The organism is Pseudomonas sp. MDV22-iso1, from assembly GCF_058145095.1.
In genome coordinates this window covers 94,341-118,984 of the sequence record NZ_JBYVMF010000020.1, presented here as the reverse complement: position 1 = coordinate 118,984, position 24,644 = coordinate 94,341, and the positions used below count along the sequence as shown (strand labels likewise).

General features: G+C 57.6%; 23 protein-coding genes. 7 read left to right on the top strand and 16 right to left on the bottom strand.

The genetic code is table 11. From position 1 onward, the window contains the following. Nucleotides 1-96: 96 nt before the first annotated feature. Nucleotides 97-1,146: an aldo/keto reductase gene (locus AC3ZVB_RS21430; protein WP_490147679.1), complete on the bottom strand. Its 1,050-nt coding sequence runs from the start codon at nucleotides 1,144-1,146 to the stop codon at nucleotides 97-99. A gap of 146 nt (nucleotides 1,147-1,292) precedes the next feature. Between AC3ZVB_RS21430 and zapE the strand changes: the two genes are divergently transcribed. The 3 genes from zapE (at nucleotide 1,293) to AC3ZVB_RS21415 (ending at nucleotide 3,598) form a co-directional block, all read left to right on the top strand. After that, nucleotides 1,293-2,411: a cell division protein ZapE gene (zapE, locus tag AC3ZVB_RS21425; RefSeq protein ID WP_490147678.1), complete on the top strand. Its 1,119-nt coding sequence runs from the start codon at nucleotides 1,293-1,295 to the stop codon at nucleotides 2,409-2,411. An 18-nt stretch (nucleotides 2,412-2,429) separates the two neighbouring features. Beyond that, the gene (locus AC3ZVB_RS21420) at nucleotides 2,430-3,011 is read left to right on the top strand and encodes a DinB family protein (RefSeq protein WP_490147677.1); all 582 of its coding nucleotides are present in this window, start codon (nucleotides 2,430-2,432) and stop codon (nucleotides 3,009-3,011) included. 95 nt (nucleotides 3,012-3,106) lie between these two features. Further along, nucleotides 3,107-3,598: a GNAT family N-acetyltransferase gene (locus tag AC3ZVB_RS21415; RefSeq protein WP_490147676.1), complete on the top strand. Its 492-nt coding sequence runs from the start codon at nucleotides 3,107-3,109 to the stop codon at nucleotides 3,596-3,598. Between the two features lie 61 nt (nucleotides 3,599-3,659). On the opposite strand, the gene AC3ZVB_RS21410 is transcribed toward AC3ZVB_RS21415, so the two are convergent. The 4 genes from AC3ZVB_RS21410 to AC3ZVB_RS21395 form a co-directional block, all read right to left on the bottom strand. After that, the gene (locus AC3ZVB_RS21410) at nucleotides 3,660-3,857 is read right to left on the bottom strand and encodes a hypothetical protein (protein WP_194692138.1); all 198 of its coding nucleotides are present in this window, start codon (nucleotides 3,855-3,857) and stop codon (nucleotides 3,660-3,662) included. Between the two features lie 99 nt (nucleotides 3,858-3,956). Next, the gene (locus tag AC3ZVB_RS21405; RefSeq protein ID WP_490147675.1) at nucleotides 3,957-6,200 is read right to left on the bottom strand and encodes a TonB-dependent siderophore receptor; all 2,244 of its coding nucleotides are present in this window, start codon (nucleotides 6,198-6,200) and stop codon (nucleotides 3,957-3,959) included. 224 nt (nucleotides 6,201-6,424) lie between these two features. Further along, complete coding sequence (locus AC3ZVB_RS21400; RefSeq protein WP_194692140.1) at nucleotides 6,425-8,158, bottom strand: phosphoethanolamine transferase CptA; 1,734 nt, start codon at nucleotides 8,156-8,158, stop codon at nucleotides 6,425-6,427. A 219-nt stretch (nucleotides 8,159-8,377) separates the two neighbouring features. Further along, nucleotides 8,378-8,569 (bottom strand): DUF6026 family protein, encoded by a 192-nt coding sequence (locus AC3ZVB_RS21395; protein WP_194692141.1) that lies wholly within the window; start codon nucleotides 8,567-8,569, stop codon nucleotides 8,378-8,380. A gap of 273 nt (nucleotides 8,570-8,842) precedes the next feature. Here AC3ZVB_RS21395 and gnd point away from each other — a divergent pair, with 273 nt between their 5' ends. From gnd to AC3ZVB_RS21380, 3 genes are read left to right on the top strand one after another with little or no spacing between them, the layout of a single operon-like run. Beyond that, a complete protein-coding gene (gnd, locus tag AC3ZVB_RS21390; protein ID WP_194692142.1) occupies nucleotides 8,843-9,823 on the top strand; it encodes a phosphogluconate dehydrogenase (NAD(+)-dependent, decarboxylating) in 981 nt (326 codons plus the stop codon). Then, complete coding sequence (gene zwf / locus AC3ZVB_RS21385; protein WP_490147674.1) at nucleotides 9,820-11,343, top strand: glucose-6-phosphate dehydrogenase; 1,524 nt, start codon at nucleotides 9,820-9,822, stop codon at nucleotides 11,341-11,343. The genes gnd and zwf overlap by 4 nt, the downstream gene beginning before the upstream one ends. Beyond that, nucleotides 11,340-12,161, top strand: coding sequence for an HAD family hydrolase (locus AC3ZVB_RS21380; RefSeq protein WP_490147673.1), 822 nt, complete (start codon nucleotides 11,340-11,342; stop codon nucleotides 12,159-12,161). Before zwf ends, AC3ZVB_RS21380 begins: the two co-directional genes overlap by 4 nt. A gap of 42 nt (nucleotides 12,162-12,203) precedes the next feature. On the opposite strand, the gene nhaB is transcribed toward AC3ZVB_RS21380, so the two are convergent. From nhaB to AC3ZVB_RS21365, 3 genes are all read right to left on the bottom strand, one after another. Next, nucleotides 12,204-13,706 carry a sodium/proton antiporter NhaB gene (gene nhaB, locus AC3ZVB_RS21375; RefSeq protein ID WP_162438169.1) on the bottom strand — a complete coding sequence of 501 codons (1,503 nt, stop codon included), beginning with the start codon at nucleotides 13,704-13,706 and terminating at the stop codon, nucleotides 12,204-12,206. Nucleotides 13,707-13,784: 78 nt separating this feature from the next. Continuing rightward, nucleotides 13,785-15,074 carry a hypothetical protein gene (locus AC3ZVB_RS21370; protein WP_490147672.1) on the bottom strand — a complete coding sequence of 430 codons (1,290 nt, stop codon included), beginning with the start codon at nucleotides 15,072-15,074 and terminating at the stop codon, nucleotides 13,785-13,787. Between the two features lie 288 nt (nucleotides 15,075-15,362). Next, the gene (locus AC3ZVB_RS21365; protein ID WP_162438171.1) at nucleotides 15,363-15,629 is read right to left on the bottom strand and encodes a hypothetical protein; all 267 of its coding nucleotides are present in this window, start codon (nucleotides 15,627-15,629) and stop codon (nucleotides 15,363-15,365) included. Between the two features lie 342 nt (nucleotides 15,630-15,971). Here AC3ZVB_RS21365 and AC3ZVB_RS21360 point away from each other — a divergent pair, with 342 nt between their 5' ends. Further along, complete coding sequence (locus AC3ZVB_RS21360; protein WP_162438172.1) at nucleotides 15,972-17,297, top strand: sigma-54 dependent transcriptional regulator; 1,326 nt, start codon at nucleotides 15,972-15,974, stop codon at nucleotides 17,295-17,297. 537 nt (nucleotides 17,298-17,834) lie between these two features. Here AC3ZVB_RS21360 and fapF read toward each other — a convergent pair. The 8 genes from fapF to pnuC form a co-directional block, all read right to left on the bottom strand. Beyond that, nucleotides 17,835-19,118, bottom strand: a complete 1,284-nt coding sequence (gene fapF, locus AC3ZVB_RS21355; RefSeq protein WP_490147671.1) for a fibril amyloid transporter FapF — start codon at nucleotides 19,116-19,118, stop codon at nucleotides 17,835-17,837. A 46-nt stretch (nucleotides 19,119-19,164) separates the two neighbouring features. Then, nucleotides 19,165-19,956: a fibril amyloid subunit FapE gene (fapE, locus tag AC3ZVB_RS21350; protein ID WP_490147670.1), complete on the bottom strand. Its 792-nt coding sequence runs from the start codon at nucleotides 19,954-19,956 to the stop codon at nucleotides 19,165-19,167. Between the two features lie 33 nt (nucleotides 19,957-19,989). Continuing rightward, on the bottom strand, nucleotides 19,990-20,670 hold the full coding sequence (gene fapD / locus AC3ZVB_RS21345; protein WP_162438175.1) for a fibril amyloid maturation endopeptidase FapD: 681 nt from the start codon (nucleotides 20,668-20,670) through the stop codon (nucleotides 19,990-19,992). A gap of 62 nt (nucleotides 20,671-20,732) precedes the next feature. After that, a complete protein-coding gene (gene fapC, locus AC3ZVB_RS21340) occupies nucleotides 20,733-22,097 on the bottom strand; it encodes an amyloid-like fimbrin subunit FapC (protein ID WP_162438176.1) in 1,365 nt (454 codons plus the stop codon). A gap of 55 nt (nucleotides 22,098-22,152) precedes the next feature. Then, on the bottom strand, nucleotides 22,153-22,725 hold the full coding sequence (gene fapB, locus AC3ZVB_RS21335; protein WP_162438177.1) for a fibril amyloid subunit FapB: 573 nt from the start codon (nucleotides 22,723-22,725) through the stop codon (nucleotides 22,153-22,155). 1 nt (nucleotide 22,726) lies between these two features. Next, entirely contained in the window at nucleotides 22,727-23,164 is a 438-nt protein-coding gene (fapA, locus tag AC3ZVB_RS21330) for a functional amyloid chaperone FapA (protein ID WP_162438178.1), read from the bottom strand. A 331-nt stretch (nucleotides 23,165-23,495) separates the two neighbouring features. Then, a complete protein-coding gene (locus AC3ZVB_RS21325; RefSeq protein ID WP_490147669.1) occupies nucleotides 23,496-24,020 on the bottom strand; it encodes an AAA family ATPase in 525 nt (174 codons plus the stop codon). Next, a complete protein-coding gene (pnuC, locus tag AC3ZVB_RS21320; protein WP_162438180.1) occupies nucleotides 24,017-24,580 on the bottom strand; it encodes a nicotinamide riboside transporter PnuC in 564 nt (187 codons plus the stop codon). Before pnuC ends, AC3ZVB_RS21325 begins: the two co-directional genes overlap by 4 nt. Nucleotides 24,581-24,644 lie beyond the last annotated feature (64 nt).

The following is a 24,644-nucleotide window of genomic DNA, read 5'->3' as shown; positions in this document are numbered from 1 at the left end:
CCACAGTTCCCACAGTTCCCACAGTTCCCACAGTTCCCACAGTTCCCACAGTTCCCACAGTTCCTACAGATTCAACATAATTCAAGTGGATCGATATCAGGCCACCGGAATCTTCGGCAGGTCCAGAATGTCCCCGCTGAACCGTGAAAACGATCCCGTCAGCGTCTCATGGGGAACCCCTTTGGGCACATCGCTGACAGCCTCCAGGCGCGACATCTGATCGGCGCTCAGTTGCACTTTCAATGCGCCCAGCGTCGCATCCAGCTGCTCGCGGGTGCGTGACCCCAGGATAGGAATCAGCGTGGTGGTCGATTGCCGCGCTTTTTCCCGCAGCCAGGCAATGGCCACATGCGTCGGGCTCGCCGACAACTCTTCGGCAACGGCCAGCAGGGTGTCGAGCAGATGGGTTTCACGGGCGCTTTTCTCGGCGTGAATCAGCATGCCCAGTTTGGCGGCGCGATTGTCGCCGTCGTTGCTGCGGTACTTGCCGGTCAGGAAACCGCCACCCAGCGGCGACCATAACGTGGCGGCCAGGCCCAGTGCTTCGGCCATGGGCAGTTGCTCGCGTTCGGCGGTGCGTTCCGCCAGGCTGTACTCGACCTGAAGGGCGACGATCGGAGCAAAGCCGCGCACTTCCGCCAGCAGATCAGCTCGGGCGATGCGCCACGCCGGGAAGTTCGACAGCCCGGCGTAATGAATCTTGCCGGCGCGTACCAGATCGTCAAAACCGCGCAGTATTTCTTCCATCGGCGTCACGCCGTCGCTCATGTGCGCCCAGAACAGATCAAGGTGATCGGTTTTCAGGCGGGTCAGGCTTTCCTCGACGGCCCGGACCATGTTCTTGCGGTTGTTACCGGTGTAGGAAATGCCCGCCGACGGTGTAGTCCCCAGGGTGAATTTAGTGGCGATGACCAGGTGATCCCGTTCCGCCGCAATAAACTCGCTGAGCATGCCTTCCGACTGGCCCCCTTGATACCCGTTGGCGGTGTCGATGAAGTTGCCGCCGGCCTCCAGATAACCATCAAAAATACGTTTGGCTTCGTCACGCTCTGCCCCGTGCCCCCAACCCGTGCCGAAGTTACCGGCGCCCAGCGCCAATTCCGACACCCGGAGACCGGTTTTGCGGCCGAACACTTTGTAATGCATGGGGAGTACTCCTGAAGAAAAGGCAGGGGAATGCGTTTTAGATGTCCATCAACATGTATTAAATATGATGCTAGTAATATATTTCGTCAAGACACTTTTTCAACGGGATAAAAAACTGGTGGAGTGGTCATGGCATACTGCCGCCCATGAATCCGGACTCCCCCCTCAGCGCCTGGCAACACGCCATAGAACAGAAAGGTTTCGTCCAGGACGAAGCCCAGGAACATGCCGTCTGGGCGCTGCAGAAATGCTACGAAGCCTTGCATGAAGGCCGCTCGCCGATCACCGGTGTTTACCTATGGGGTCCGGTGGGGCGGGGCAAGACCTGGCTGATGGATCAGTTCTATCAAAGTCTGCGGGTGCCTGCCCGACGCCAACACTTTCATCATTTCATGGGTTGGGTGCATCAGCGGTCATTTCAGCTGAGTGGCACCGCTGACCCGCTGAAAGCACTCGCCCGCGAACTGAGCGAGGAGGTGCGCGTGCTGTGCTTCGATGAGCTGTTCGTCAATGACATCGGTGACGCGATTATTCTCGGTAGGCTGTTCCAGGTGATGTTCGAACAGGGCGTGGTGGTGGTCTGCACCTCCAACCAGCCGCCGGATCAGTTGTACGCGGACGGTTTTAACCGCGATCGGTTCATGCCAGCCATTGAAGCGATCAAGCAGCACATGCAGGTGATTGCCGTGGACGGCGCGCAAGATCATCGCTTGCACCCGGGCACGGGCCTGCAGCGCTACTGGGTCGCAACGCCCGGCCAGCCCCGCGCTTTGGGCGAAGTGTTCAAACAGTTGAGCAGCGGTCAGCCAGTCTCGAGCGAGCCAGTCCAGGTCGGTTACCGGTCACTCGAGGTGGTTCAGGCCAGCCCGACCGTGCTCTGGGCGCGTTACGCGGACTTGTGTGAACAGCCTTTTGCAGCCATGGATTTCATGGTCCTGTGCGACACCTTCAAGGCTATTCTGTTAAGTGATGTGCCGAACCTCAGCGCGCAAAAACGCGCCGGACGCATCGCGCGCGGCACTGAAGACGGTGTCGAGCGAGTGGAGGCGGGCGACCGTGAACTACCGCAACTGTCGGTGCATGACGACGGTGTCCGGCGTTTCATTGCACTGGTGGACGAGTGCTACGACCGCAAGGTGCCGCTGTACCTCGAAGCCCAAGTGCCCATGGAGTCGCTGTACACCGAGGGTTATCTGGAGTTTCCGTTCCGCCGTACGCTCAGTCGTCTACAGGAAATGCAGTTGCAACGTTTTGCCGAGGCTTGACAGCCGGGAGGCGTGAGCATGACTCAACCACTGTCCCACCATTTGCTGACCATGGCTTATCAGAACGCCTGGGCGAACCATCGACTGGCCAAGGCATGGGGGCAGCTGAATCCTGCCGAGCTGAGCGCGCCGCGGGTCGGTTTTTTCTCCAGCCTCAGGGCGACCCTCAACCACATCCTGACCTGCGACTGGTTTTACGTTGACGCACTGGAGCGGGAGTTGCGCGGCGATGATCCGCACCTCGATTGCTGTGTGTTTTTCAAGGAGGACGAGCCCTGTACGACAGCCGAAAGCCTTAAACGCGAGCAAGAGCTGGTGGACCGGCGGCTGATCGCTTACTGCGAGCAAATGCGCGACGCCGAGTTAAGCAAGATTGTGACTATCGCGCGTGAAACGCCTCAACATGAAAGCCGATTACGCCTGTTGTCGCACCTGTTTGAACATCAGATTCATCATCGTGGGCAGGTGCATGGAATGCTCAGTGGCACTTCGGTCGAGCCGCCGCAACTGGACGAGTTTTTCTGCATGGGCGAGGCGCATTTGCGGGCTGATGATTTTGCCGAACTGGGATGGACCGAGGCTTTGATCTGGGGCCATTGAAGTGAAAGGCCACTCTCCGGTTGCAGCACCGCCGCCGCCCTTGATAGGGTCAGTTTCCGTTGTTTAAGTTGTTTAACGTGTCATTGAGGGTGGAAATGGAATCCGCAGAAATTCTTGTGCTTCAGGCCAGCTATAACAATCCGGTGCATGCCGAGGCGATCCGCCTGGTGCTGAATCACTATGCCGAGGACCCGATGGGAGGAGGCCACTCGTTGCCCGCCGATGTGCTGGCGCAAGTTCCCGTTGAACTGGCCAAACGCCCCCACGCATTCAGCGTGCTGGCCTTCGTCGGTGGCGAGCCGGCCGGACTGGTCAACTGTTTTGAAGGTTTTTCGACGTTCGCCTGTCGGCCGCTGGTCAACGTGCACGATGTCGCCGTGGTGAAGAAGTTTCGCGGGTTGGGGCTGAGTCAGAAGATGCTGCAAAAGGTCGAGGAGATCGCACGCCAGCGTGGCTGCTGCAAAATCACGCTGGAGGTGCTGGAAGGCAACGATATTGCCCAGGCGTCCTATGGCAAGTTCGGTTTTGCTGCAGGCATGTTCGACCCTGCTCATGGTCGGATGCTGTTCTGGACCAAGTCGTTGTAAGACTTCAGAACCTGGTGTGGCGGGGGAGTTGCTCCCTCGCCACAGTTTCAGGTCGCGCCTGTCAGGGCTTGTAGTGCTCCGTGACTTGAGCCGTTTGATCATCAGGCACCACTTGCGTGGTTCGCTGATCCTGATTCGCCTCCTGGCTCAGCCGCAGGCTTTCGTAGTAATAGCGCATGCGTTCTGCGCCACCCTCAGCCAATGCGACCGTCGAGCCCAACATCATCAAACTTGCAACGATCAGGGTTGTACATTTCATGGTGTGCCTCCCACTACAGATTTCGGGTGCCCTTTCATCCATGAAGCAATGTTGAAAGGGCATTATCCGCCGAATCCGTTATTTGGGAATTGCCACCGGTTACAACGTCCAGTCCAGACTCAAGGTGACTGTGCGCGGGTCGCCCCAATAGTTGCCGTTATAGAACCCGACGTTCTCGTAGTACTTCTTGTCGAACAGATTGTTGACGTTCAACGAGGCCGACAGGTGCTTGTCGAACTCGTAGCGCGACATCAGGTTGACCAGGGTGTAGTCGTCCTGACGGATATTGGTGCGCTCGGTGATGATGTTTCCCGCAGCGTTACGTCCGACTGGGCGGCTCGCGGCGCGGTAGATGTCGCTCTGCCAATTCACCGCACCGCCTACGGTCAGTGCCTGCCAGTCGCCCGGCAAGTGATAAGCCGTGGAGAGCCGGAACATGTTCAGCGGCGCGGTGGTGTTGGTTCGGTTTTTCTCGCCATTGACCGAGTGGGTGTAGGTGTACCCGGCTGTCATGTTCCAGCCCGTCATGACTTCGCCCGACAGTTCGGCTTCGAAGCCACGGACCTTGGTGCCTTTGCCGCTGGCCTTGAAGAACTCCTCACCGGTCACCGGGTCCGGCGGCACCGAGTCGTCCAGCTCGGCGACGTTGTCCTGATCGCTCCAGAACAGCGCCGTGGCGAGGTTCAATTGCTCCTGGAGCAAACTGCCCTTGAGCCCCAGCTCATAGTTACTGCCGACCACCGGTTCCAGGTATTTGTGGTTGGCGTCTCGATTGGACTGCGGCTTGAAAATATCCGTGTAACTGACGTAGGCGGTGTACTCCGGGGTCAGGTCGTAGAGGAGGCCCGCGTAGGGCGTCCACATGTCATTGTGTTGCTGGCTGGTTTTTTCCGATCCGGTCAGTTGCAGACTGTCGTCGTCATAACTGTTGGCTGTTTTCGAGGATTTCCAGCTGCCATAACGGCTGCCGAGCACCGCGTGCAAATCGTCCGTCAGGCTCAGGCGAGTGGCCAGGTAGCCCGCTTTCTGGCGCGTACTGTCTGTCGAGCCCGTCACGCCCGTGACGGTATCGGGGAATTTCCCGATGTTGCCCATGTACTTCCAGTCGGGCACGTTTTCGTAATCGTCAGCGCGGGGCCCGTCGACGGTGTAGGGGTTTTTTTCACTACGCTCTGCCTCGCCATAGCCAATCATCAGCTCATGTTCACGCCCCAACAATGAATAGGGCCCGGCGACGTTGAAGTCATAGGCTTTCATTTTCTGCGTGCCGATCATGTGGCTGACGTTGGCGATCATGCCGCTGCGATCAGGCTCGGGAAAACCGCCACCGGCGTAGTAGATCTTGCCGTCGGTGTCGCTTTCGCGGTGGGTATACGCGGCTTTGAGGTGCCAGCCAGCACCCAGTTGATGGTCCAGGTTGGCGAACGCCGTCTTGTCCTTGATCGGCCACGAACTCCAGGACGTCGCCATGTTGGTCGACCGTCCGAGGTTGGCCTTGCTGCCATCGGCGTTCCAGTAGGGCACCGTGCCCCAGGACGTGCCCTGGACGTGCTTGTTCTGATAGTCATAACCCACGGCGAGCACCGTGTCGTCGGTCAGGTCCGCTTCGAGAATCCCGTACCCGACTTCCCGTTGCTGCTGGTACTTGTCGCGGAACGAATCACTGTCGCGGTAGGCCAGCACGCTGCGCCCACGCAGGCGACCATCGAACGCCAGCGGACCGCCGACATCCACGTAACTGTAGTAATCGTCATAGCTGCCGGCGCTGACGCCGGTCTTGGCTGCCCATTGTGCCGTCGGCCGTTTGCGCACCATGTTGATGGTCGCAGACGGGTCGCCCGCGCCGGTGGTCAGGCCGGTCGCGCCGCGGACCACTTCGATGCGGTCATAGATGATGGTGTCGGAATCGGACTTCATGTAACTGAAGGTATTCAACATCCCGTCCACCTGGAAGTTGGTGATCGAGTAGCCGCGGGAGGAGTAGTTGACCCGGTCGGAGTCGTTGTGCTGAACCACGATACCGGTGGTCTGGCTCATGGCTTCGGACAGCGTGCCGAGTTTGAAATCGTCCATCTGCTGACGCGTCACCACGGATACCGATTGCGGTGTTTCCTTGATCGACAGGTTCAAGCGGGTGGCGCTGCTCATGGCACCGGTGGTGTAGGAATGGGTGTTTTCGGTGGTGTTGCCCAGCCCCTGTGCGGTGATGCTGGTGGAGGTCAATTCGAGGGTGCCGGTGACGGGTTCCTTTTCCGGATCGGTTTCAGCCAGCAGCTCCGGGCTCAGTGCAAGGCTGCACAGGCCGAGGGTAAAAGTCATGGAACGGGTGATGGGCGCGAACATCGCAGCCGACTCCTTGTCGTTGAGGGAAAATTTCCGTTTGCTCAAAGACGAAGGAGGGCGGTGAGATTTAGTCTTAAACGAGAATAAATATCATTTTAAGGGGCGACTGTTGGAGCAAAGCTTGCTCGCGATAGGGGCGGCACATTCAGCTACGTTGTCGGCTGACCCTATGCAATCGCGAGCAAGCGCTGCTCCCACAGGTGTTTTTCACAAGTATTGCTGGGTTATTTCTGCACGACTTCCGCCACTTTGGGCTTCATCAGGCTGAAGTCGATCAAGGCACGCTGTTGACGCTCGTAAGGGTTACCGATCATCAACGGACGAGCCTTGAAGCTGTCGCTGACCAGACTCTTGGTGCGATCCAGTTCATCGAAATTCAAACCAGCCATGTCCGCCCAGGTGTGGATCAGGTGTGAGCTGCTATATGGACGGCTCAAATCCTGGGCAAAGTTCCAGTCGTGGGTTTCCCGCCATTTTGGCGAGGCCCAGGCCATGAACGGGATGGTGTACATCGGCGCCGTCGGTTTGCTTTCGTTACGACCCAAGGTGTTGTGGCCAGCGGAGTCGAATACGTCTTCACCGTGGTCCGAAAGATAAAGCAAGAAGCCGTTCGGATCGGTTTTGGCGTAATCCTTGATCAGGCTCGACACCACGAAATCGTTGTACAGCACCGCGTTGTCGTAGCTGTTGTACGTCGGTACCTGATCATCGCGGACACCGGCCGGGACGCCCTGGCGGTCCTTGAACTTGTCGAAGGTCGACGGATAACGGTACTGGTAGCTCATGTGCGTACCGAGCAGATGCACGACGATCAGCTTGCGCGGCGCAGTATCGGTCAGTGCCTTGTTGAACGGTGCGATCACATCGCCATCGTACTGCGCGGCATTCTGGTTACGGTTGTTGTTCAGGTACACCTGTTCGTCGGCCTGCTCGGAGAAGGTCGTCAACATGGTGTTGCGCTTGGTCATGGTCTGCTGGTTGGTGATCCAGAAGGTCTTGTAACCCGCCTGTTTCATCATACTGACCAGCGATGGCGTCGACAGGTAAAGCGCCGGATTTTCTTCGTCGGCGAAGGTCAGTACCTGTTGCAGCGCCTCGATGGTGTACGGGCGCGGGGTAATGACGTTATCGAAAACCGCGAGCTGATCCTTGAGTTTGTCCAGTTCCGGGGTGGTTTCCCGCGGGTAACCGTACAGGCTCATGCGCTGGCGGTTGGTGGACTCGCCGATGACCAGCACCAGCGTCGAGGGCTGGTTGGCCGACGCGTCGGTGAGGTTTTTCAGCGGCGGGATTTTGCTGGCACTGTGCAACATGTCCTGCATGCCCGCCAGGGTGTCGAGGTAGCGGTGATACGCCACCGCCATTTGCCACGGCACTGCAGGCTCAATGCGGGTTTCGAATTTTTCGAAGCCTTCGGCCAGGCTGCCGGTACGCATCGTCTGCTTGACCAGCGGATACCCGATCACGGCAACAACGATGACGGTTGCGGCGATCCACGCGCGGCCACGGGGCATGTATACCGGGCGCAGACGGGTCCAGAGGAAGTACGCGAACAACGTGTGGGCAAGGAACGCCGCGACCATCCACCAGGCGAAATACTGGGTCATGTACTCGCCAGCTTCAGAAATGTTCGACTCGAACATGATGAAGATGACGCTTTGGGAAAATTCCTGCTGGTAGATGAAGAAGTAACCCAGACTCGCCATGGAGCAAGCCCACAGCACCACACCGATTACTGCCGCCACTACCCGGGTTTGACGGGGGAACAGCAACATCGGCGCAAGCCAGATCGCACTCATCACAAAGGCCTGACGGAAACCGGTGAAACCGGAAGTGCCCGTGAGTTGGATCAGTAGTTGCGTAATACCGGAGAAGTACCAGAAGAAAACAAACAGCCAGAGAAATCCGGCCCAATCAAAACCTTTCGCAGTCGGGTTGCTGCGTTCAAACGTCGCCATTCAGCGCTCCAGCCTATTAGTTCGGGGTCGCTGGCACACAGAGGCGTCAGCGAATGACGGCCACACAGAGCTCAGCGGGCGGCCACAATAAACTGAAGTATCGCTAAAAGGGTGTGAAAAGTTTGTGAGTTAGCTCGATCAGGGACAGCAGTGGCGGTGTTCGTGGACCGCACACGCTGGCTTGGCATCCAGTTCGGATGCCTGAAGCCTGGTTCCCGGTTAATTCTGTAACGCTTTCTTGGTAGTCGTTGGCAGGCGATATTCTGTCGGTAGCGCCTGCTGCAAGCGTTCTTGCAGGTGAGCGACTTCGCGCATGAGCAGCTCGCGTTCTTCACGCAGCTGGCGCAGTTCGTCGCGACGAATCGTCACGTAAAGTGTTTGGGGAGGACGTGCGGTCATTACTGTGTCCATTGCTCACCTCGCGAATGGCATGCATCAACTGTGAATTGGCCGTTTCACGAACGGCGCAAAACACTATCGGCAGCAATTTTGATTTCTTTTGCGCGGGAAGGGAACTTTTTTATTTTTTACGGTCGGTGTGTCTTCTCGACGTTTCCCGACGTTATCAGTCTGGATCGGGCACAATGCCCGGAAACTTCATGCCATCGCTCTGGACTAAGCTTCATTGGTCGCGTTGGGCTATAACCTTTGACACACATTATTTGCAGTAAGGAGCATCAGCACATGCAACTCGGGATTATTGGACTGGGCCGCATGGGCGGTAATATTGCGCGGCGCCTGATGCTCAATGGGCATACCACCGTTGTTTACGACCGCAATACCGCCTTTGTCGACAACCTGGCGGCCGAGGGCTCCAAGGGCGTCATCGACCTGCCAGCACTGGTGGCGGGTCTGGCCAAGCCGCGTGCGGTCTGGATCATGCTGCCGGCCGGCGCGCCGACCGAAGATACCATCGAGACCCTGAGCAACTTGCTCGAAGCCGGCGACACCATCATTGATGGCGGCAACACCTTCTATAAGGACGATATCCGCCGGGCGAAAACCTTGTCGGAGAAAGGTCTGCACTACATCGACGTTGGTACCTCCGGCGGCGTCTGGGGCCTGGAACGCGGTTACTGCATGATGATCGGCGGTGAAGCCGAGGTGGTTAAACGCCTTGATCCGCTGTTTGAGAGCCTCGCACCTGGCTTGGGCGACATCCCGCGTACCAAGGACCGCAAGTCCGATGACGACCGTGCCGAGCGCGGTTACATCCATGCCGGCCCTGCAGGTTCCGGGCATTTCGTGAAGATGATCCACAACGGCATCGAGTACGGAATGATGCAGGCCTTCGCCGAAGGCTTCGACATTCTCAAGACCAAAGGCAGCGAAAACCTGCCGGAAGACCAGCGTTTCGACCTGAACGTCGCCGATATTGCTGAAGTCTGGCGTCGTGGCAGCGTGGTGTCGTCCTGGTTGCTCGACCTGACTGCCGATGCGCTGGCCAGCGATCCGAAGCTAGACGGCTATTCCGGTTCGGTTGCCGACAGCGGTGAAGGTCGCTGGACCATCGAAGCGGCCATGGAGCAATCGGTGCCCGTGCCGGTGCTGTCGAACTCGCTGTTCTCGCGCTACCGTTCCCGCGGCCAAGGCACTTTTGGCGACAAGATCCTGTCGGCTCAGCGCTTCGGTTTTGGCGGCCACGTAGAGACTTCGAAAAAATGACCCACACGATCCGCAAGAAATCCAAGGCTGAACCAGCACCACCGACCACGCTGTTCCTGTTCGGTGCCCATGGCGATCTGGTCAAGCGTCTGCTGATGCCGGCGCTGTATAACCTGAGTCGCGATGGCCTGCTGGGGGATGGATTGCGGATCATCGGCGTTGACCACAACGCCATCAGTGACGAGGCCTTTGCGCAGAAGCTCGAAGATTTCATTCGAACCGAAGCGGCCACCAAAGTCGGCAAGGGCGATGACGCCCTTGATCCGGCGCTGTGGGCCAAGCTGGCCAAAGGCATCAGCTACGTCCAGGGCGACTTCCTGGACGACAGCACCTATCAAGCCCTGGCGGCGAAAATTGCCGACAGCGGCACCGGCAACGCGGTGTTCTACCTGGCCACCGCGCCACGTTTTTTCAGCGAAGTGGTGCGCAGGCTCGGCGCGGCGAAACTGCTGGAAGAAACCCCCGACGCCTTCCGGCGTGTGGTGATCGAAAAGCCTTTCGGCTCCGACCTGCACACCGCGCAAGCGTTGAACACCTGCCTGCTCAAAGTGATGTCGGAAAACCAGATCTATCGGATCGATCACTACCTGGGCAAGGAAACCGTCCAGAACATTCTGATCAGCCGCTTTTCCAATAGCCTGTTCGAAGCGTTCTGGAACAATCACTACATCGACCACGTACAAATCACCGCCGCCGAGACCGTTGGCGTGGAGACCCGTGGCAGTTTTTATGAACACACCGGCGCCCTGCGTGACATGGTGCCCAATCACCTGTTCCAGTTGTTGGCGATGGTGGCCATGGAGCCGCCGGCGGCGTTCGGAGCCGATGCGGTCCGTGGCGAGAAAGCCAAGGTCGTCGGCGCCATTCGCCCCTGGTCGGTGGAAGACGCCCGCGCCAACTCGGTGCGTGGCCAGTACAGCGCGGGCGAGGTCGACGGCAAGTCGTTGCCCGGTTATCGCCAGGAAGGCAATGTTGCGCCTGACAGCACCACCGAAACGTACGTGGCACTCAAGGTCATGATCGACAACTGGCGTTGGGTGGGTGTGCCGTTCTACCTGCGAACCGGCAAGCGCATGAGCGTACGCGACACCGAGATCGTCATTTGCTTCAAACCTGCGCCTTATGCGCAGTTTCGCGATACCGAAGTCGACGAGCTTCAGCCGACCTACCTGCGCATCCAGATTCAGCCCAATGAAGGAATGTGGTTCGACCTGTTGGCCAAGCGTCCCGGTCAGGCGCTCAACATGGCCAACATCGAGCTGGGTTTTGCCTACAAGGACTTCTTCGAGATGCAGCCGTCGACCGGCTACGAAACGCTGATCTACGATTGCCTGACCGGCGATCAGACCTTGTTCCAGCGTGCGGACAACATCGAAAACGGCTGGCGTGCCGTGCAACCGTTCCTGGATGCCTGGCAACAGGATGCCAGCGTGCAGAGCTACCCTGCAGGTGAAGACGGTCCGCCGGCAGCCGAAGATTTGCTGGTCCGCGACGGTCGCGTCTGGCACAGCCTGGGATGAGTGACGCAACGCAATCTCCCATCCGGTTCCTGCTGTGTGACATGGACGGCACGTTGCTGTTGCCCGATCACAGCTTGAGTCAGCGCACCATTGATGCCGTCCGTTCGTTGCGCGAGGCCGGCATCTTTTTCAGTCTCGCCACCGGGCGCCCGCCCAAGGCCATGTTGCAGCAGATCGAAGCCCTGGGCGTCGATCTGCCGACAGCGGCGTTCAATGGCGGCACCCTGGTCAATCCGGATGGCAGTATTCTGGCCGCCTACCATTTGCCGGCGACGGCCGCCTTGACGGCGTTGGCGCTGTTTGCCGATCGGCCGGACATCGAAATCTGGGTGTTCAGTGGCGGTGACTGGTTGTTGAAGGACCCGAACGGACCGATGGTGCCTCACGAGCAAAGCGGATTGGGCTATCCGCCCGTGGTGGTCGACAGTTTTGAACCTTATCTGGAACACATCGACAAGATCGTCGCCACCAGCAACAACACGGATCTGCTGATCGAACTGGAAGCGCTGTTGTTGCCCGAGGTCGAAGGCCAGGCGCAGGTCTCGCGTTCGCAACCGATTTATCTGGACGTGACCGCCATGCAAGCCAACAAGGGCGCAGCGTTGGTGACATTGGCCAGGCATTTGGGCGTGCCGCTTGAACAGACAGCGGCGATGGGCGATGGCGGCAATGATCCTGCAATGTTCCAGCGCGCGGGCTTGTCGATCGCCATGGGCCAGGCGCAAGAAACGGTGCAGCGCCAGGCTGATGTCATCACCGGGAGCAACACCGAAGACGGTGCGGCCCAGGCGATCGAGCGCTACATTCTCCTTCGTTAACCCTTGAACCCATGAAGCCCGGAGTTCCCCTGTGAGCGGTGTTTACAACCAGTAACTCACCGCGTACCAGCCCAGCGTACCCATCACCACCGTGTACGGCAGCGCCATCCACACCATCCGCCCATACGACAGGCGAATCAGCGGTGCAATCGCTGACGTCAGCAAAAACAGAAACGCCGCCTGACCATTGGGCGTCGCCACGCTTGGCAGGTTGGTGCCGGTGTTGATCGCAATGGCCAATGTCTCGAAATGCTCGCGGGTCATGTGACCGGAAATGAACGCCTGCTTCACTTCGGTGATGTAGATCGTCGCGACGAATACGTTATCGCTGATGGCCGACAGCAAGCCGTTGGCGATAAACAGCATGCCCGGTTGCTGGTCGGCCGGCAGCGCCAGCACCCACTGGATCAGCGGCGTGAACAATTGCTGGTCATGTATCACCGCTACTACGGCGAAGAACACCACCAGCAGCGCCGTGAAGGGCATGGCGTCCTTGAAGGCATTGCCGATGCGGTGCTCGTCGGTGATGCCGGTGAAGGCCGTGATCAGCACGATCACCGCCAAGCCGATCAGGCCGACTTCGGCAATGTGAAACGCCAGGCCGGCGATCAGAATCAGCGCTGCCAATCCCTGAACGATCAGCGCTGCACGCTGGCGTGAGGTGCGTTCGGCATTGTCCTGTGCGGCGTAATCGGCCAGCACCGCCCGCACGTTGTCCGGCAAGAGCGTGCCGTAGCCGAACCAGCGCAGTTTCTCCAGCAGCACACAGGTCACGAGGCCTGCCGCCAGCACCGGCAATGAAACCGGGGCGACCTTCAGAAAGAACTCGGCAAAGTGCCAACCCATTTCGTGGCCGATCAGCAGGTTCTGCGGCTCACCGACCAGCGTGCACACGCCACCCAGCGCAGTGCCCACCGCGCCGTGCATCAGCAGGCTGCGCAAAAACGCGCGGAATTGTTCGAGGTCTTCGTGATGCAGTTTCGGCAGGTGACGGTCGTCACTGTATTCGCTGTCCTGGCGAGGATCATTGCCTGAGGCCACACGGTGATACACCGAGTAAAAACCGACGGCGGCACTGATGATCACCGCCGTTACGGTCAGGGCATCCAGAAATGCCGACAGGAATGCCGACAGAAAACAGAACATCAGCGCCAACGCGGGCTTGGAGCGAACGCCCAGTAACAACCGTGAGAACAGAAACAGCAGCAGGTCTTTCATGAAGTAGATGCCGGCCACCATGAACATCAGCAGCAGGATCACCGGAAAGTTGTGCACCAGTTCGTCATACAGCGCTTGGGGCGTGGTCATCTTCAGCAGCAGCGCTTCGATGAGCAGCAGGCCGCCAGGCATCAGCGGATAGCACTTGAGCGCCATCGCCAAGGTGAAAATGAACTCCAGCACCAGCAGCCAACCTGCGGCAACCGGGCCCACCGTCCACAACACCAGTGCGTTAAGCACCAGAAAGCCGACGATGCTCGCCTTGTACCAGCGGGGCGAGTGCCCAAGAAAATTGTGCGCGAACGCCTGGGCCATTGAACCGGACATCGGCTGCTCCTTGTTTTAAGAAGCGCGCAACTTGCCGTAAGAAGAACGGAATATCAAGGGTAGGAAAAGTCTATCTCGCTAGTTCAAGTAGCGCGCCACGATGGCCCGGTAGTTTCCGTCCAGGGAATACCCCCCTACGACAATCGAGCCATCAGGTTGCGCGGCCAGTGAAGTGGCGGTGTCGAGGCTACGGCCGAAGCGGGTACGGACCCAGCCCATGCCGTCGCCGAAGCTGTCATCCAGTTGGCTGTCTGGCAGATGCCGAGCCAGAATAAAATCCGCCTCGACCCCGCCGATTGTCGCTCCGACGGTCAACACGCGACCATCGGGAACGGCGTGAGCGGCAATCCATTGGCAACCGCTGTGGCCTATGTCCAGCAATCGAGGGTGGCCGCCATTGCAATGGCTGACCGGGTGGCCATTGCCTTGTAGTTTCATCGACAGACAGCGCATGGGATCGCGCCGGCTACCCACGCAATACAGATCGCCAGTTGCCTGTTGGACGATATGACTGACTTGCGTGCTGCGTCCCTCCGAATTGAAACTCATGAACCCCTCGACGGCAAAAGACTCGTCGAGTCGCCCGTCAGGAAGATAACGGGCAACCAGTCCTTCTTCGGGAAAGTTGATCGCGCCACCCACCAGAATCCGTCCGTCCTGTTGCAGTAGCAGGCTGCTGAGCCAGGTATTCATCAGCAAGTGCCTGACCACCACAAAACCGCGACCGTTGAACGTGGCGTCCAGCGAGCCGTCGGTGTTTAGGCGGATCAGCATGCCGGCGTGATCGGCCAGTTCGAAATGATGATTGGCAACTACCAGGATCCGACCGTCCTCCTGCACCTGCACGTCACAGGCTTCAGCGCCCGGCACTCCCGGCGGCAGCCAGGCGTCGCGCAACCCCACGGAAAGATTGCCCGGCAGTTGCACAATGCAGCGTCCATTGTCACCAAACGCCTGAACTGGCGTGCCGTGCTGATCAAAGAGGGCGAGGGCAGGGAGGGTTCGGTTGGCGTTAAGGTAGTGAAGGCCGGCCAGCAAAACATGCCCATTGGGCAAGACCAGGACTTTGCCGGCCATGGCCTCGAATCCGTACTCGAACTGACCAATGACGCTGCCCTGTTTGCCAAACGTCAGGTCGGCAGACCCGTCCTCAAGCAGGCGCGCCAGACCAAAACGGCTACCGCTGGACATCGTGACTTTCGCGGCGACCAATATTCTGCCGCATGCATCAATCGCGACGCCGTTGGCCATGCTTGAGAGGCTACCGGCAAAGTACACCTGTGTTTTGCCTGCCCCGCCAAAGGATGTATCGAGACTTCCGGCGTCGCTGATGGGGGGTGGGTAGGCAAAAGCGGTCTGGCTTGACATGCACGCGTCTCCTTGCGAGTCATCAGGGTCCAGTAGTTGGGCGGCGACTTTGTAAGGAAAACATTCAACGCCTGAATGATCCGGCGCACAACTGACAGAACTAACAAGTGGAGGGTCGCTGTGTGCCAGAACAGTGTCTTTTCGAACCAGTGGCAAGCGTGCCAAGTAGTTGAAGTGTTAAAGCACAAGTAAAGAAGTGCGGCGAAATACAGGTAAGCGTTTGAACGTGCTAACTAATTACGCAAAAAAAAGCGGATTGCTGTAAAGCAATCCGCCTTTTTGTAATGTTTAGTGCGGCATTGACCAGGACTGCAGCGTGTAACCTTCCTGGCTCAACTCTTCACGCGCTTGTTTGAGCACGCGTTCAAGTTGCGCCGGGTCGGTGTAGGCGCTGCTGGGGATCTGCTTGCGACCTATACTGGAATTGGTGCGGTCGATGACGGTCAGGCTGAGTTCGCCGTTACCGTCTTGCAGGGCCCAGGCGACGCATTGAAAAGGCTGGAATGCGCGGTCGGCAATCAAAAGAGCTTCGTTGATACGGAGCGGGGCGGTCATGGGATTCTCTCTCTTATGCCCAATCAAGTGATAGGCCGACGGTTGGGCGTCCCGTGCGGCTGGTTACTTGTACTGATGTCCTCAACCGGGGTATGGGTCACACACAACACGCAGAAATTTCGATTTTCTTTTAAAAAGTCCGATAGTCGACCGTTATTGAAAGCTTAATGAAAGGTTGAACTCGTTAGGTAACTAACAGAGTCGTTACTTATAACTGAATAAGCGATAACCCTATAGTCAAACGGTACAAGGCCCCGTCAAATTATTGCTAATGTTACAGCCAGGTCCGCCAAATGACTGTTTTTCCTAATAATTCAACAAATTTGGCGTCAAGGAACAGTCATGATCGAAACGCCTGCCTCACGACGTTTGTTAGTAGTAGATCCCTGCGACGATTGCCATCGTCTATTGCCGGGTTTGCGATCTCTGGGCTGGGAGGTCGACAGCTGCACGCTGGAGAATGCCGGCGACAAAACCTGTGATGTCGGACTGCTGCGTTTGCAACCTTTTCACCTCGATCATCCCGAGGCTGTTAAAGAGTTGATCAGTCGCAGTGGTGCCGAGTGGATCGCCGTGCTCAATCAAGAGGTCCTGCGTTTACAGAATGTAGGGGACTTCGTCTGTGAGTGGTTTTTCGACTTTCATACGTTGCCGTTTGATGTGTCACGGGTCCAGGTGACCCTGGGACGTGCATTCGGTATGGCGCGGCTTCGTGGACAGGGAACGGTGCACATTGATCAGCCTGAACATGAGTTGTTGGGCGACAGCAAACCTATCCGGGAACTTCGCAAATTATTGAGCAAGTTGGCGCCTACGGAATCCCCGGTATTGATTCGTGGCGAGAGCGGGACGGGTAAGGAATTGGTTGCCCGGACGCTGCACCGACAATCCCAACGGCACAGCAAACCTTTTGTCGCGATCAATTGCGGCGCGATTCCTGAACATTTGATCCAGTCAGAATTGTTCGGCCATGAGAAGGGCGCGTTCACCGGTGCCCATCAACGCAAGATCGGGCGTATCGAAGCGGCCAACGGTGGCACTTTGTTTCTTGATGAAATCGGTGATCTGCCGCTTGAGCTGCAAGCCAACCTGTTGCGCTTCCTGCAGGAAAAACATATCGAGCATGTCGGCGGCAGCCAACAGATTCCAGTCGATGTGCGGGTACTGGCGGCGACTCACGTCGACCTCGAAGCCGCGATCGAAAAGAAACGTTTTCGCGAAGATTTGTATTACCGCCTGAACGTGCTGCAAGTCGTCACTGCGCCCCTGCGTGAGCGCCACGGCGACCTGTCGATGCTGGCCAACCATTTCTCCCACTTCTACAGCCATGAAACCGGCCGTCGTCCTCGCAGCTTCAGCGACGACGCATTGATCGCCATGGGCAAGCACGACTGGCCCGGCAACGTTCGCGAGCTGGCCAACCGTGTTCGCCGCGGCCTGGTATTGGCCGAAGGCCGGCAGATCGAGGCGCGAGACCTGGGGCTGATCAGCCAGCATGCCCAGGTTGTACCCATGGGCACGCTGGAAGACTACAAAACCCGCGCCGAACGCCAGGCGCTGTGTGATGTGCTCAATCGCCATAGCGATAATTTGAGCATCGCCGCCAAAGTTCTGGGGATATCCAGGCCTACGTTCTACCGTTTATTGCACAAGCACCAGATTCGTTAATCACAGCATAAAGATCGCAGCCTCGTTTCACTCGACAGCTCCTACACGGCGGCCACATTTAAATGTGATTCGCTGTAGGAGTGGTCGCCACGTCATCGACGCCGCGCTGTCCCGCAAAAAACCGGGTGCTCGCTGCATTGTTAAAATCAATGGTTTAACGTTCGTTCTATAAGAGCACGCTCGCGATGACGGCCTCACAGCCGACTCATATCTCCCAGATACACCCGGATCAAACTGTAGGAGTGAGCCTGCTCGCGATGGCGGCCTGATCGGCGGTGAAATTCTTGCAGGTGTACATATCCATTCCTGGGGTCACGGCAGCTATTGGTTTCGCTCTTACAGCGAGTCACTTTGAAGAGCCCCAAGTAACAAAACGCTCTTGCCCCTTTCGTACGGTACCTCGCCCAGGCTCGGCATACCCTCGCTCCGGTCCTGCTCCGTGGGCCCGCCGCAATCTTTTGATCTTTCCTCTTGATCCAAACCCAAAAAAAGCCCCGTTGCCATCTCCATGGCACGGGGCTTTTCTGTCACTGCAGATCAGAAGTAGTAAGGGAATTTCAGGCTGAAGGAAAAGTCCGGAGAGTCCTCGGTCAAGCCAATCGCCAGGTTGGGCACGATCGTCAGTTTATCGGTAGCGGCCAGAGTCATGCCGATGTTGAAGTTGGCTGAGTTGTAATCGCTGTTGCTGATTGACTGCCAATCGCCACCGTCCGGTTTGATCTTGCTCTTGCGGGCGAACTGATCGGTAAACGAGAAGGACATACTCATCTTCTCGTTCAAGGCGAATGCAATACCGGCGCCGATTTGCCAGGAATCGCCCAGTTTCACATCGCCTTTGACCTTGGAGCCGACCTGCGGGCTGATGTCGCTGAAAGAGTCCTGCATGTTGTAGGTGTACGCCAGGCTGCCGAACAGCACGGCCGGGTCAAAGGTCTTGACCAGCGAGATACCGGGAGTGATCGCCCAGACGCCGTTACCGGTAGGCAAGTCTTCAGGTACCGCGAGGTTGTCGTTGGTCGGATCACTGATCAGCTTGATGCCGTAAGGGTCTTTGCCGGTTGGCGCTTTGATGCGCAGCGTCGCGACCGCGTCGGGCAGGCTGGCCGACTCATCCAGGAACTTGTAAGCCACGCCAACGTTGACATCGCCAATGGTGGGGTCGCGGGTGACGGATGCGTCAGACGTGACCGGTCCGGCGCCACCTGCGCCTCCCGAGGAGTAAGTCGATTCGCGATAAACCACGGGGACGTTAATGTCGAACTGCCAACGTTGCGCCACGTTGTAACGGGCGGTCAGGTCCAGCGTCCAGTTATCCGCCTTGATGCGGTCGAGGTTGATATTGCCGAGGAAAATCGAGTCCAGTGCCAGGAAGCCGTTGAGCGTTAGTGCCCGGGTATCGTAGTGGGTGTAGGTCAGGCCGGTCTCGACGCTGAACTTGCCGCCACCAAAGAAGCCGCTGGCTTCGTCATACAGGTTGGAAACGCTGGGCGCTGGCTCCGAGTCATCTTTGAGCGACTGGCCATATGAACTGCCCGTGGTTCCCGGCGCGCCGGCCGCCACCGACTGACCACCCCCCCTGGCCGGATCGGCGGGGGATTTGGTCAGACGTTTGGGCGCCGGGCTGGCAGGTGTTTCTTCGACTTGGCGAACCCGTTGCTCAAGTACCATCAACGCGTTCTGTTGTGCTTCGTAACGCTGTTTCAACTCCATGAGTTCTTGTTTTAGGATTTCGACCTGGGGGTCCGGCGCTGCATACAGCAGTGAGGCTGGAGCCAGGCTACTCAAACAAACAATTGCGTTGAACGTCAACGATCGGTGCATGGGTTAGCCGTCCCTTCTGACTACTTCTGATGAGACTGAGCGTAGATCAGAATCCGGCAGTGCGAAGACCTTTGAGCTGGTCCAGATTGCCGGTCAAAGACCTGCCTGTAGCCACGTTGTCACGCAGTACTACATTGAGGGACGTCAGGTTGCGTACCTGATTACTACTGCCGAGCAACGTTGTGTTCTGCAACAGTCCGCCCTGAGCCAGGCGTTGAACGGTACTGCCCTGATTGTTGTTGGCCACAATGTTCATTTGCACACCGGTACCGGTTGAGGAAACGCTCATCGAGCCCGCGCCATTGTTGCCGGTTAACGTAGTGCCCGAGTCCAATACTTGCCCCTGCGGTTGCACCGTCGGCGCCTCGTTCCCCTTGGTGACATTCAGATCGACATTGTTGTAGGCAATATTGTTGTCGCCGGCTGCACGCACTACTTGAGTCACACCTTCGGTGGTATTCAGGCCAGCGCCGCCGGTGACGGTACCGGTACCGGTACCTGGCGTTGTGCTTGCGCTACTGCCCGTACTGGCAGTGCTGGCAACTTGCGAAGAGTTTGAGTTGGTGCTTTTTTCGTCGATCATCGACACATAAAATTGTGGCTTGATGGTCGATGCTTTTACTTGCATGGAGGACATTGCCCCGATGACTTCGCCTTTTGCATTTTCCCAAGTACTGGACATGGTGATGCCGAAACTGACAATCCGTCCCGGCATGACATAGCGGCCTCGCAGGTTCGCCAGTTCCTGATCCTTCAATTCAATCGGTTTGAACGTTTGTGCCTGGGTTGGCAGGCTGGCAGCCAGGCAGACGACGGCCAGCCAGATTGACGTATTCATTGGATGCTCCCGGAGCTTCATGCTCCCTTGTTATTAGAAGAAGTCGCTTTTTATAAACCCGAAATCCATCAGGTCTGCGTCTCGCACCGGGCTGAAGGTGTCAATGCGGTTCTTGGCAGTGAGCGGTACGGGGGGATCCAGTAGCGCATTGGACTTGTCATAGCCCTGACCGATAACGGCAAAGATGATGCCGTTCCAGCCTTTGACAAAGTCATCGACTTTGAAACGTTTGTGTCCGAGTACCGGGTCGCCGATGTATACCCAGCCATCATGGACACGTTGCATGACCACGAAGTGTTTGTAGCCGCGTATATCCAGGAGGACCACAACCGGAATCTTGATGTCGGTCAGCGTTTCCGGCGCTACACGGTAGCCACGGGCCCGCATGCCAATACTTTCTACGTAACGCTTCATATCAAGCATGGAGAAACCCTGGACCCGAACAAGATTCTGATCGGACTGTGCCAGCATGCCTGTAATGATCTGTTCTTCATCGACGTCCAGCCAATAGGCTTGACGCAAGATGGTAGCTAGCGCAGCTGCGCCGCAACTGAAGTCGGTTTTCTGTTGCACCAGATCCTCGAATTTGCGCTCGCGCACACTCTGGATTGGCTTGTAGATCACTGCGCCTCCAGGCAGAACGGCAAGCGGCATTTGTGCAGCCTCGATCACGCCGGCTACGCAAAGCAGAAATGCCAAGGCGATAATGCGCATGGTAGGACGCCTTCTGGTTGTGTTGAAAAAGGCCCCCAGAAGGGGGCCTCCACAGACAACAATTAGAACGACTGGTTGGAGATGGCCAGCGAGTTGCTTTGTTGGTTGCCCACACCAGCAGCTACGTTGACGCCCAGGTTGCCGCTGCCGCCGTTAACCGAACCACTCAGGGTTGCGGTGTTGGTCACAGGGTTAGCCCAGCCAGTTGGAGTCAGCACTTGATACGAGTAAGTATTGCTCAAATCAAATGAACTGCTTTCGCTGTAGCTTTTTGCTTTTTCGTACTCGGATTGGGCGGCTTTGCTGCCCGATTTTTCGTACGCAGAAGCAGCCGCTTTGTCGTAGGACTTGTCGTACGATTTTTCGAACGAGGAACTGTTCGAGTTCGAGTGCGACGTGTTGACAGAAGCGTCAAGCGTTGCGTCGAGCGATGCATTCAGCGATGCGCTGGATTCAGAGCTGTGGCTACGTTCGCGGCGGCCTTCAGTCCAGGTAGCGCTTCTGGCCGCTTCTGCAGCTGCGTCCAGGGTGGCGCTCAAGGTAGCGCTCAGAGAAGCGCTTGAAGAGCCGTTCGAGTTACTGTTGTGAGAGCCACTGGCATTTGCGCTGCTGGAACCGCTGGCTGCGAAAGCCTTGGAACCGGCCAGGTCGAAGCTCGAAGACGAGCTTTTGCTGCCGCTGGCGTTGGATGCATAGCCGGCAGAAGAACTACCACTCGCCGAATTGGTGACGGTGATGGTATCCAGACGGTAAGTCCGATCCGCATTGTTGTTCACTGTCAGGCCAGGACCTTGCTGGTCGGCAGTGGCGGTAGCGGTTGCATTGCCCAGTGGAGCATTGGCATTAGCAATGGCCATGGTGTTTTTCTGTTGGTTCAGGTCGCCGCCGGCAATGTTGACACCCATGTTGCCGCTGCCGCCGTTACCCGATGCGCTCATCACAGCAGAGGATTGGCTACCGAAGTTGTTGACGACGTTGTTGTTGCTGGTTTGAGTAACAGTCGATGTTGCGGCGGCAGTGCCGAACACGAAACTGTTATCGAGGCTGGAGTCCGACGCAGCGTTGGCGATGGCCGCCGCGTTGTCTTGTTGGTTGCCATTACCTGCCGCCACGTTGACGCCGACGTTGCCGCTGGTGCCTGTCGCCGAGCTGTTCATTTCAGCGTTGTTGATGGTCCCTTCGTTGCGGATGCGGTTATCGGTGCTGCTTTGGTTATCCCAAGCATTGGCCGTTGCATACACAGGGATCATTGTTGGTGGTGGTGGAGTTTGTGGGCCGCCGCCACCACCGTGGTGATGGCCATTGTTATGGCCGTTGTTGTGACCATTGTTATGGCCATTATTGTCGTTTTGCCCAGCGTGTACAGCAACAGCCATGACCGCAGCAATTGCGAAAACCAGAGGCTTTAGTGCCATCGAAGGTTTCATGGTGATTCTCCGTACTTATATTAAGGTTAAGTGTTGTTTTTTTACCCTTTTTGGGTCAATCCGCGACCCGTATGCTCAGGGTGTTTCCCATGCGATTTCCCACCCCGGCACTCTGATTCAACTGAATAACCCCGCGACTACCGGTGAAGGCCTGGTCACTCGTAGAGACCTGGCGATAGCCTGTTGCAGAGACAGTTGGATCGGAGTTGTTGATCAACGCTACGTTCTGTTGAAGAAGGACGCTGTCGTCGATCGTTTGCGGCTGAGCACTGACGCTGATGCGCAATGCGTTTGCTTGTTGCGTGCCGGCCCCGGCGCTCTGGTTAACGCCCAGCGCGCCGTTGCCGTTACTGAAAGAGTTGCCCCCGATGCTGGACGTCGCATCCATCAAGGGGCTGCTTGGGGTGCCCAGGGCTTGGCGAATCTGGGTGGTGGCGCTAGCACCGTGACCGATAGCGATGGCCCGGGCGTTGGCTTGTTGCTGCTGATCGCCGGCCGCCTGGTTGACGGTGAGGTTGCCTTGATATCGAGAACCCGAGTCGTCGATGTCGGCTTTGTTGATCACCGGAGATTGGGCAAAGGTTGATGCACTGCAAAACATAGCGAGAACGAGCAGTGTGCGATTCATCCTAACGGTCTCCCGTTATGATTTTCAGCGTACCCAAGCCTTGCGCCATGCTTGAGTTGACCATGTTGGCGATACCACCTCCCGAGTTGCCCGAACGTCCGGCGGGTTGGTTCGACAGCTGGTTCTGCGTGGAAATGTTCGCGCCCAGGTTATTGGTGTTCTGCGTGACCATGCGGGAAATGCTGGCGCCACTGGCAACGTTGGCGAAGTCGCCGTCACTCAACTCGTTAGTTTGTTTGAGGATCTGCTGCGACGGGTTGGCGTTGACGGTTGTTGGATTCGGATCGGGAATAAGAGGCGGGGTGACCGCATTACGGGTCTGGACATCACGCTTGATGGTAATGATGCCGTTATCCGCCTGCACTGGAAGGCAGACACTTGAGCCGAGTGCGCATCCGATCAACAACAGACCAAACGCGCGTTTATCAAATATCCCCACGGCGGCAATTCCTTCTGTAAGTGAAACACTGCCCTTATCAGCGTTGCGGGGAAGAGAGCAGAAGGTGTGCCGCTTTTTGTTTTTCTATTAAAAACAGAGGGTTGGGGTTTTTCTTCGGGGTTAGCAGAAATATTTTGTAATATCGGTGAGACAGAGGCACGCGAAAACGCCGTCCATGTTGGCGGGAATGCTTGCTACAGGCGCTGATGAGAAGGTGTATCAGTCACGTAACACTTTCGCCTTGGTGTCCCCAAGACGCTTTAGCGCGAGGGTTTGCGCCGAAGGAAGTGTTTCAGGAATGGACACTTTTGACAGGGGCAGACAGCCCCTTTCAGATATCCAGCAGGCGGATTACTGACTCAAACGCCGCATCCTTGCGCTGTTGCCAGTCACCTTGAAGTATTTGGCAAGGCTGGCGATGCAGTTCAAGCCATTGGAGGCTCGCCTGGAAAAACGCACGGCGTTCGTCCAGCTGCGGTTGGCATCGCTGTCCGTCGTCGTGCCAGTCGACGGTTTCAGGGCTTAACAGCAAATGCAGGTCGTAGCGCCGGGCCAGCAAGGCTTGCTCGATCCAGGCCGGGCAATCGCCAAACAAGGTTCGGCTCCAAAGGATGTTGCTCAACAGATGGGTGTCCAGAATCAACAGGGAAGGGCGCCTGGCGCGCGCCTCATCTTCCCAGGTCAGTTGGCCTTGTGCGATGGGTGTGATGTCGTCGTAGCAGGTATCGCGGGCTTCACGGTCGATGAAATGCCGCACGTATTCACCGACCAACAGCCCGCCAAAGCGCGCCTGGATTTCGCTAGACAGCCAGCTTTTTCCGCTCGATTCAGGCCCGGTCAGGACCAGAACCTTCATGCTCGCAATGCCAGGTCGGCGCGCCATTCGCGCCAGCCTTGAATGGCGATCACAGCGAAAAGACCGTAGAGCCCGGCAGTCAGGTACATGCCTTTGTAGATGAACAGCCCGACGAAAATCACGTCTAGCACGAGCCACAGTGGCCAGCATTGCACGCGTTTCTGTGCCATCCACCATTGGGCCACCAGACTGAAACCAGTCAATGCGGCATCCAGCCAGGGTTGTGCGGCATCGGTCCAGTGCGCCATGGCGGCTCCCAATGCCAGGCTGCCAACAGCGCCCAGCGCCAGACTCAAGGCAATGGTGGAAGCCTCAAGCTGGCTGACCCGCCGTCCCTGCCGCGCCTCACCCCCGCGAGTCCATTGCCACCAGCCATAGAGTTGCAGCGCCGCGTAAATAATCTGCAGCAGCATGTCGGAGTAGAGCTTCACTTCGAAAAATACCCAGCTGTACAGCAACACCATCACCAGGCCGATCGGCCAGCACCAGGGATTCTGTTTGACCGTCAACCAAACGGCGATGACACCGAGGGCGGCGGCAAACAGTTCTAGCCCGGACATGGCGATTCCTTGGGGAGTTGGCGAGGGGAGCGGATTGTACCGGCAGGTGCGGCCAAGTAGAACC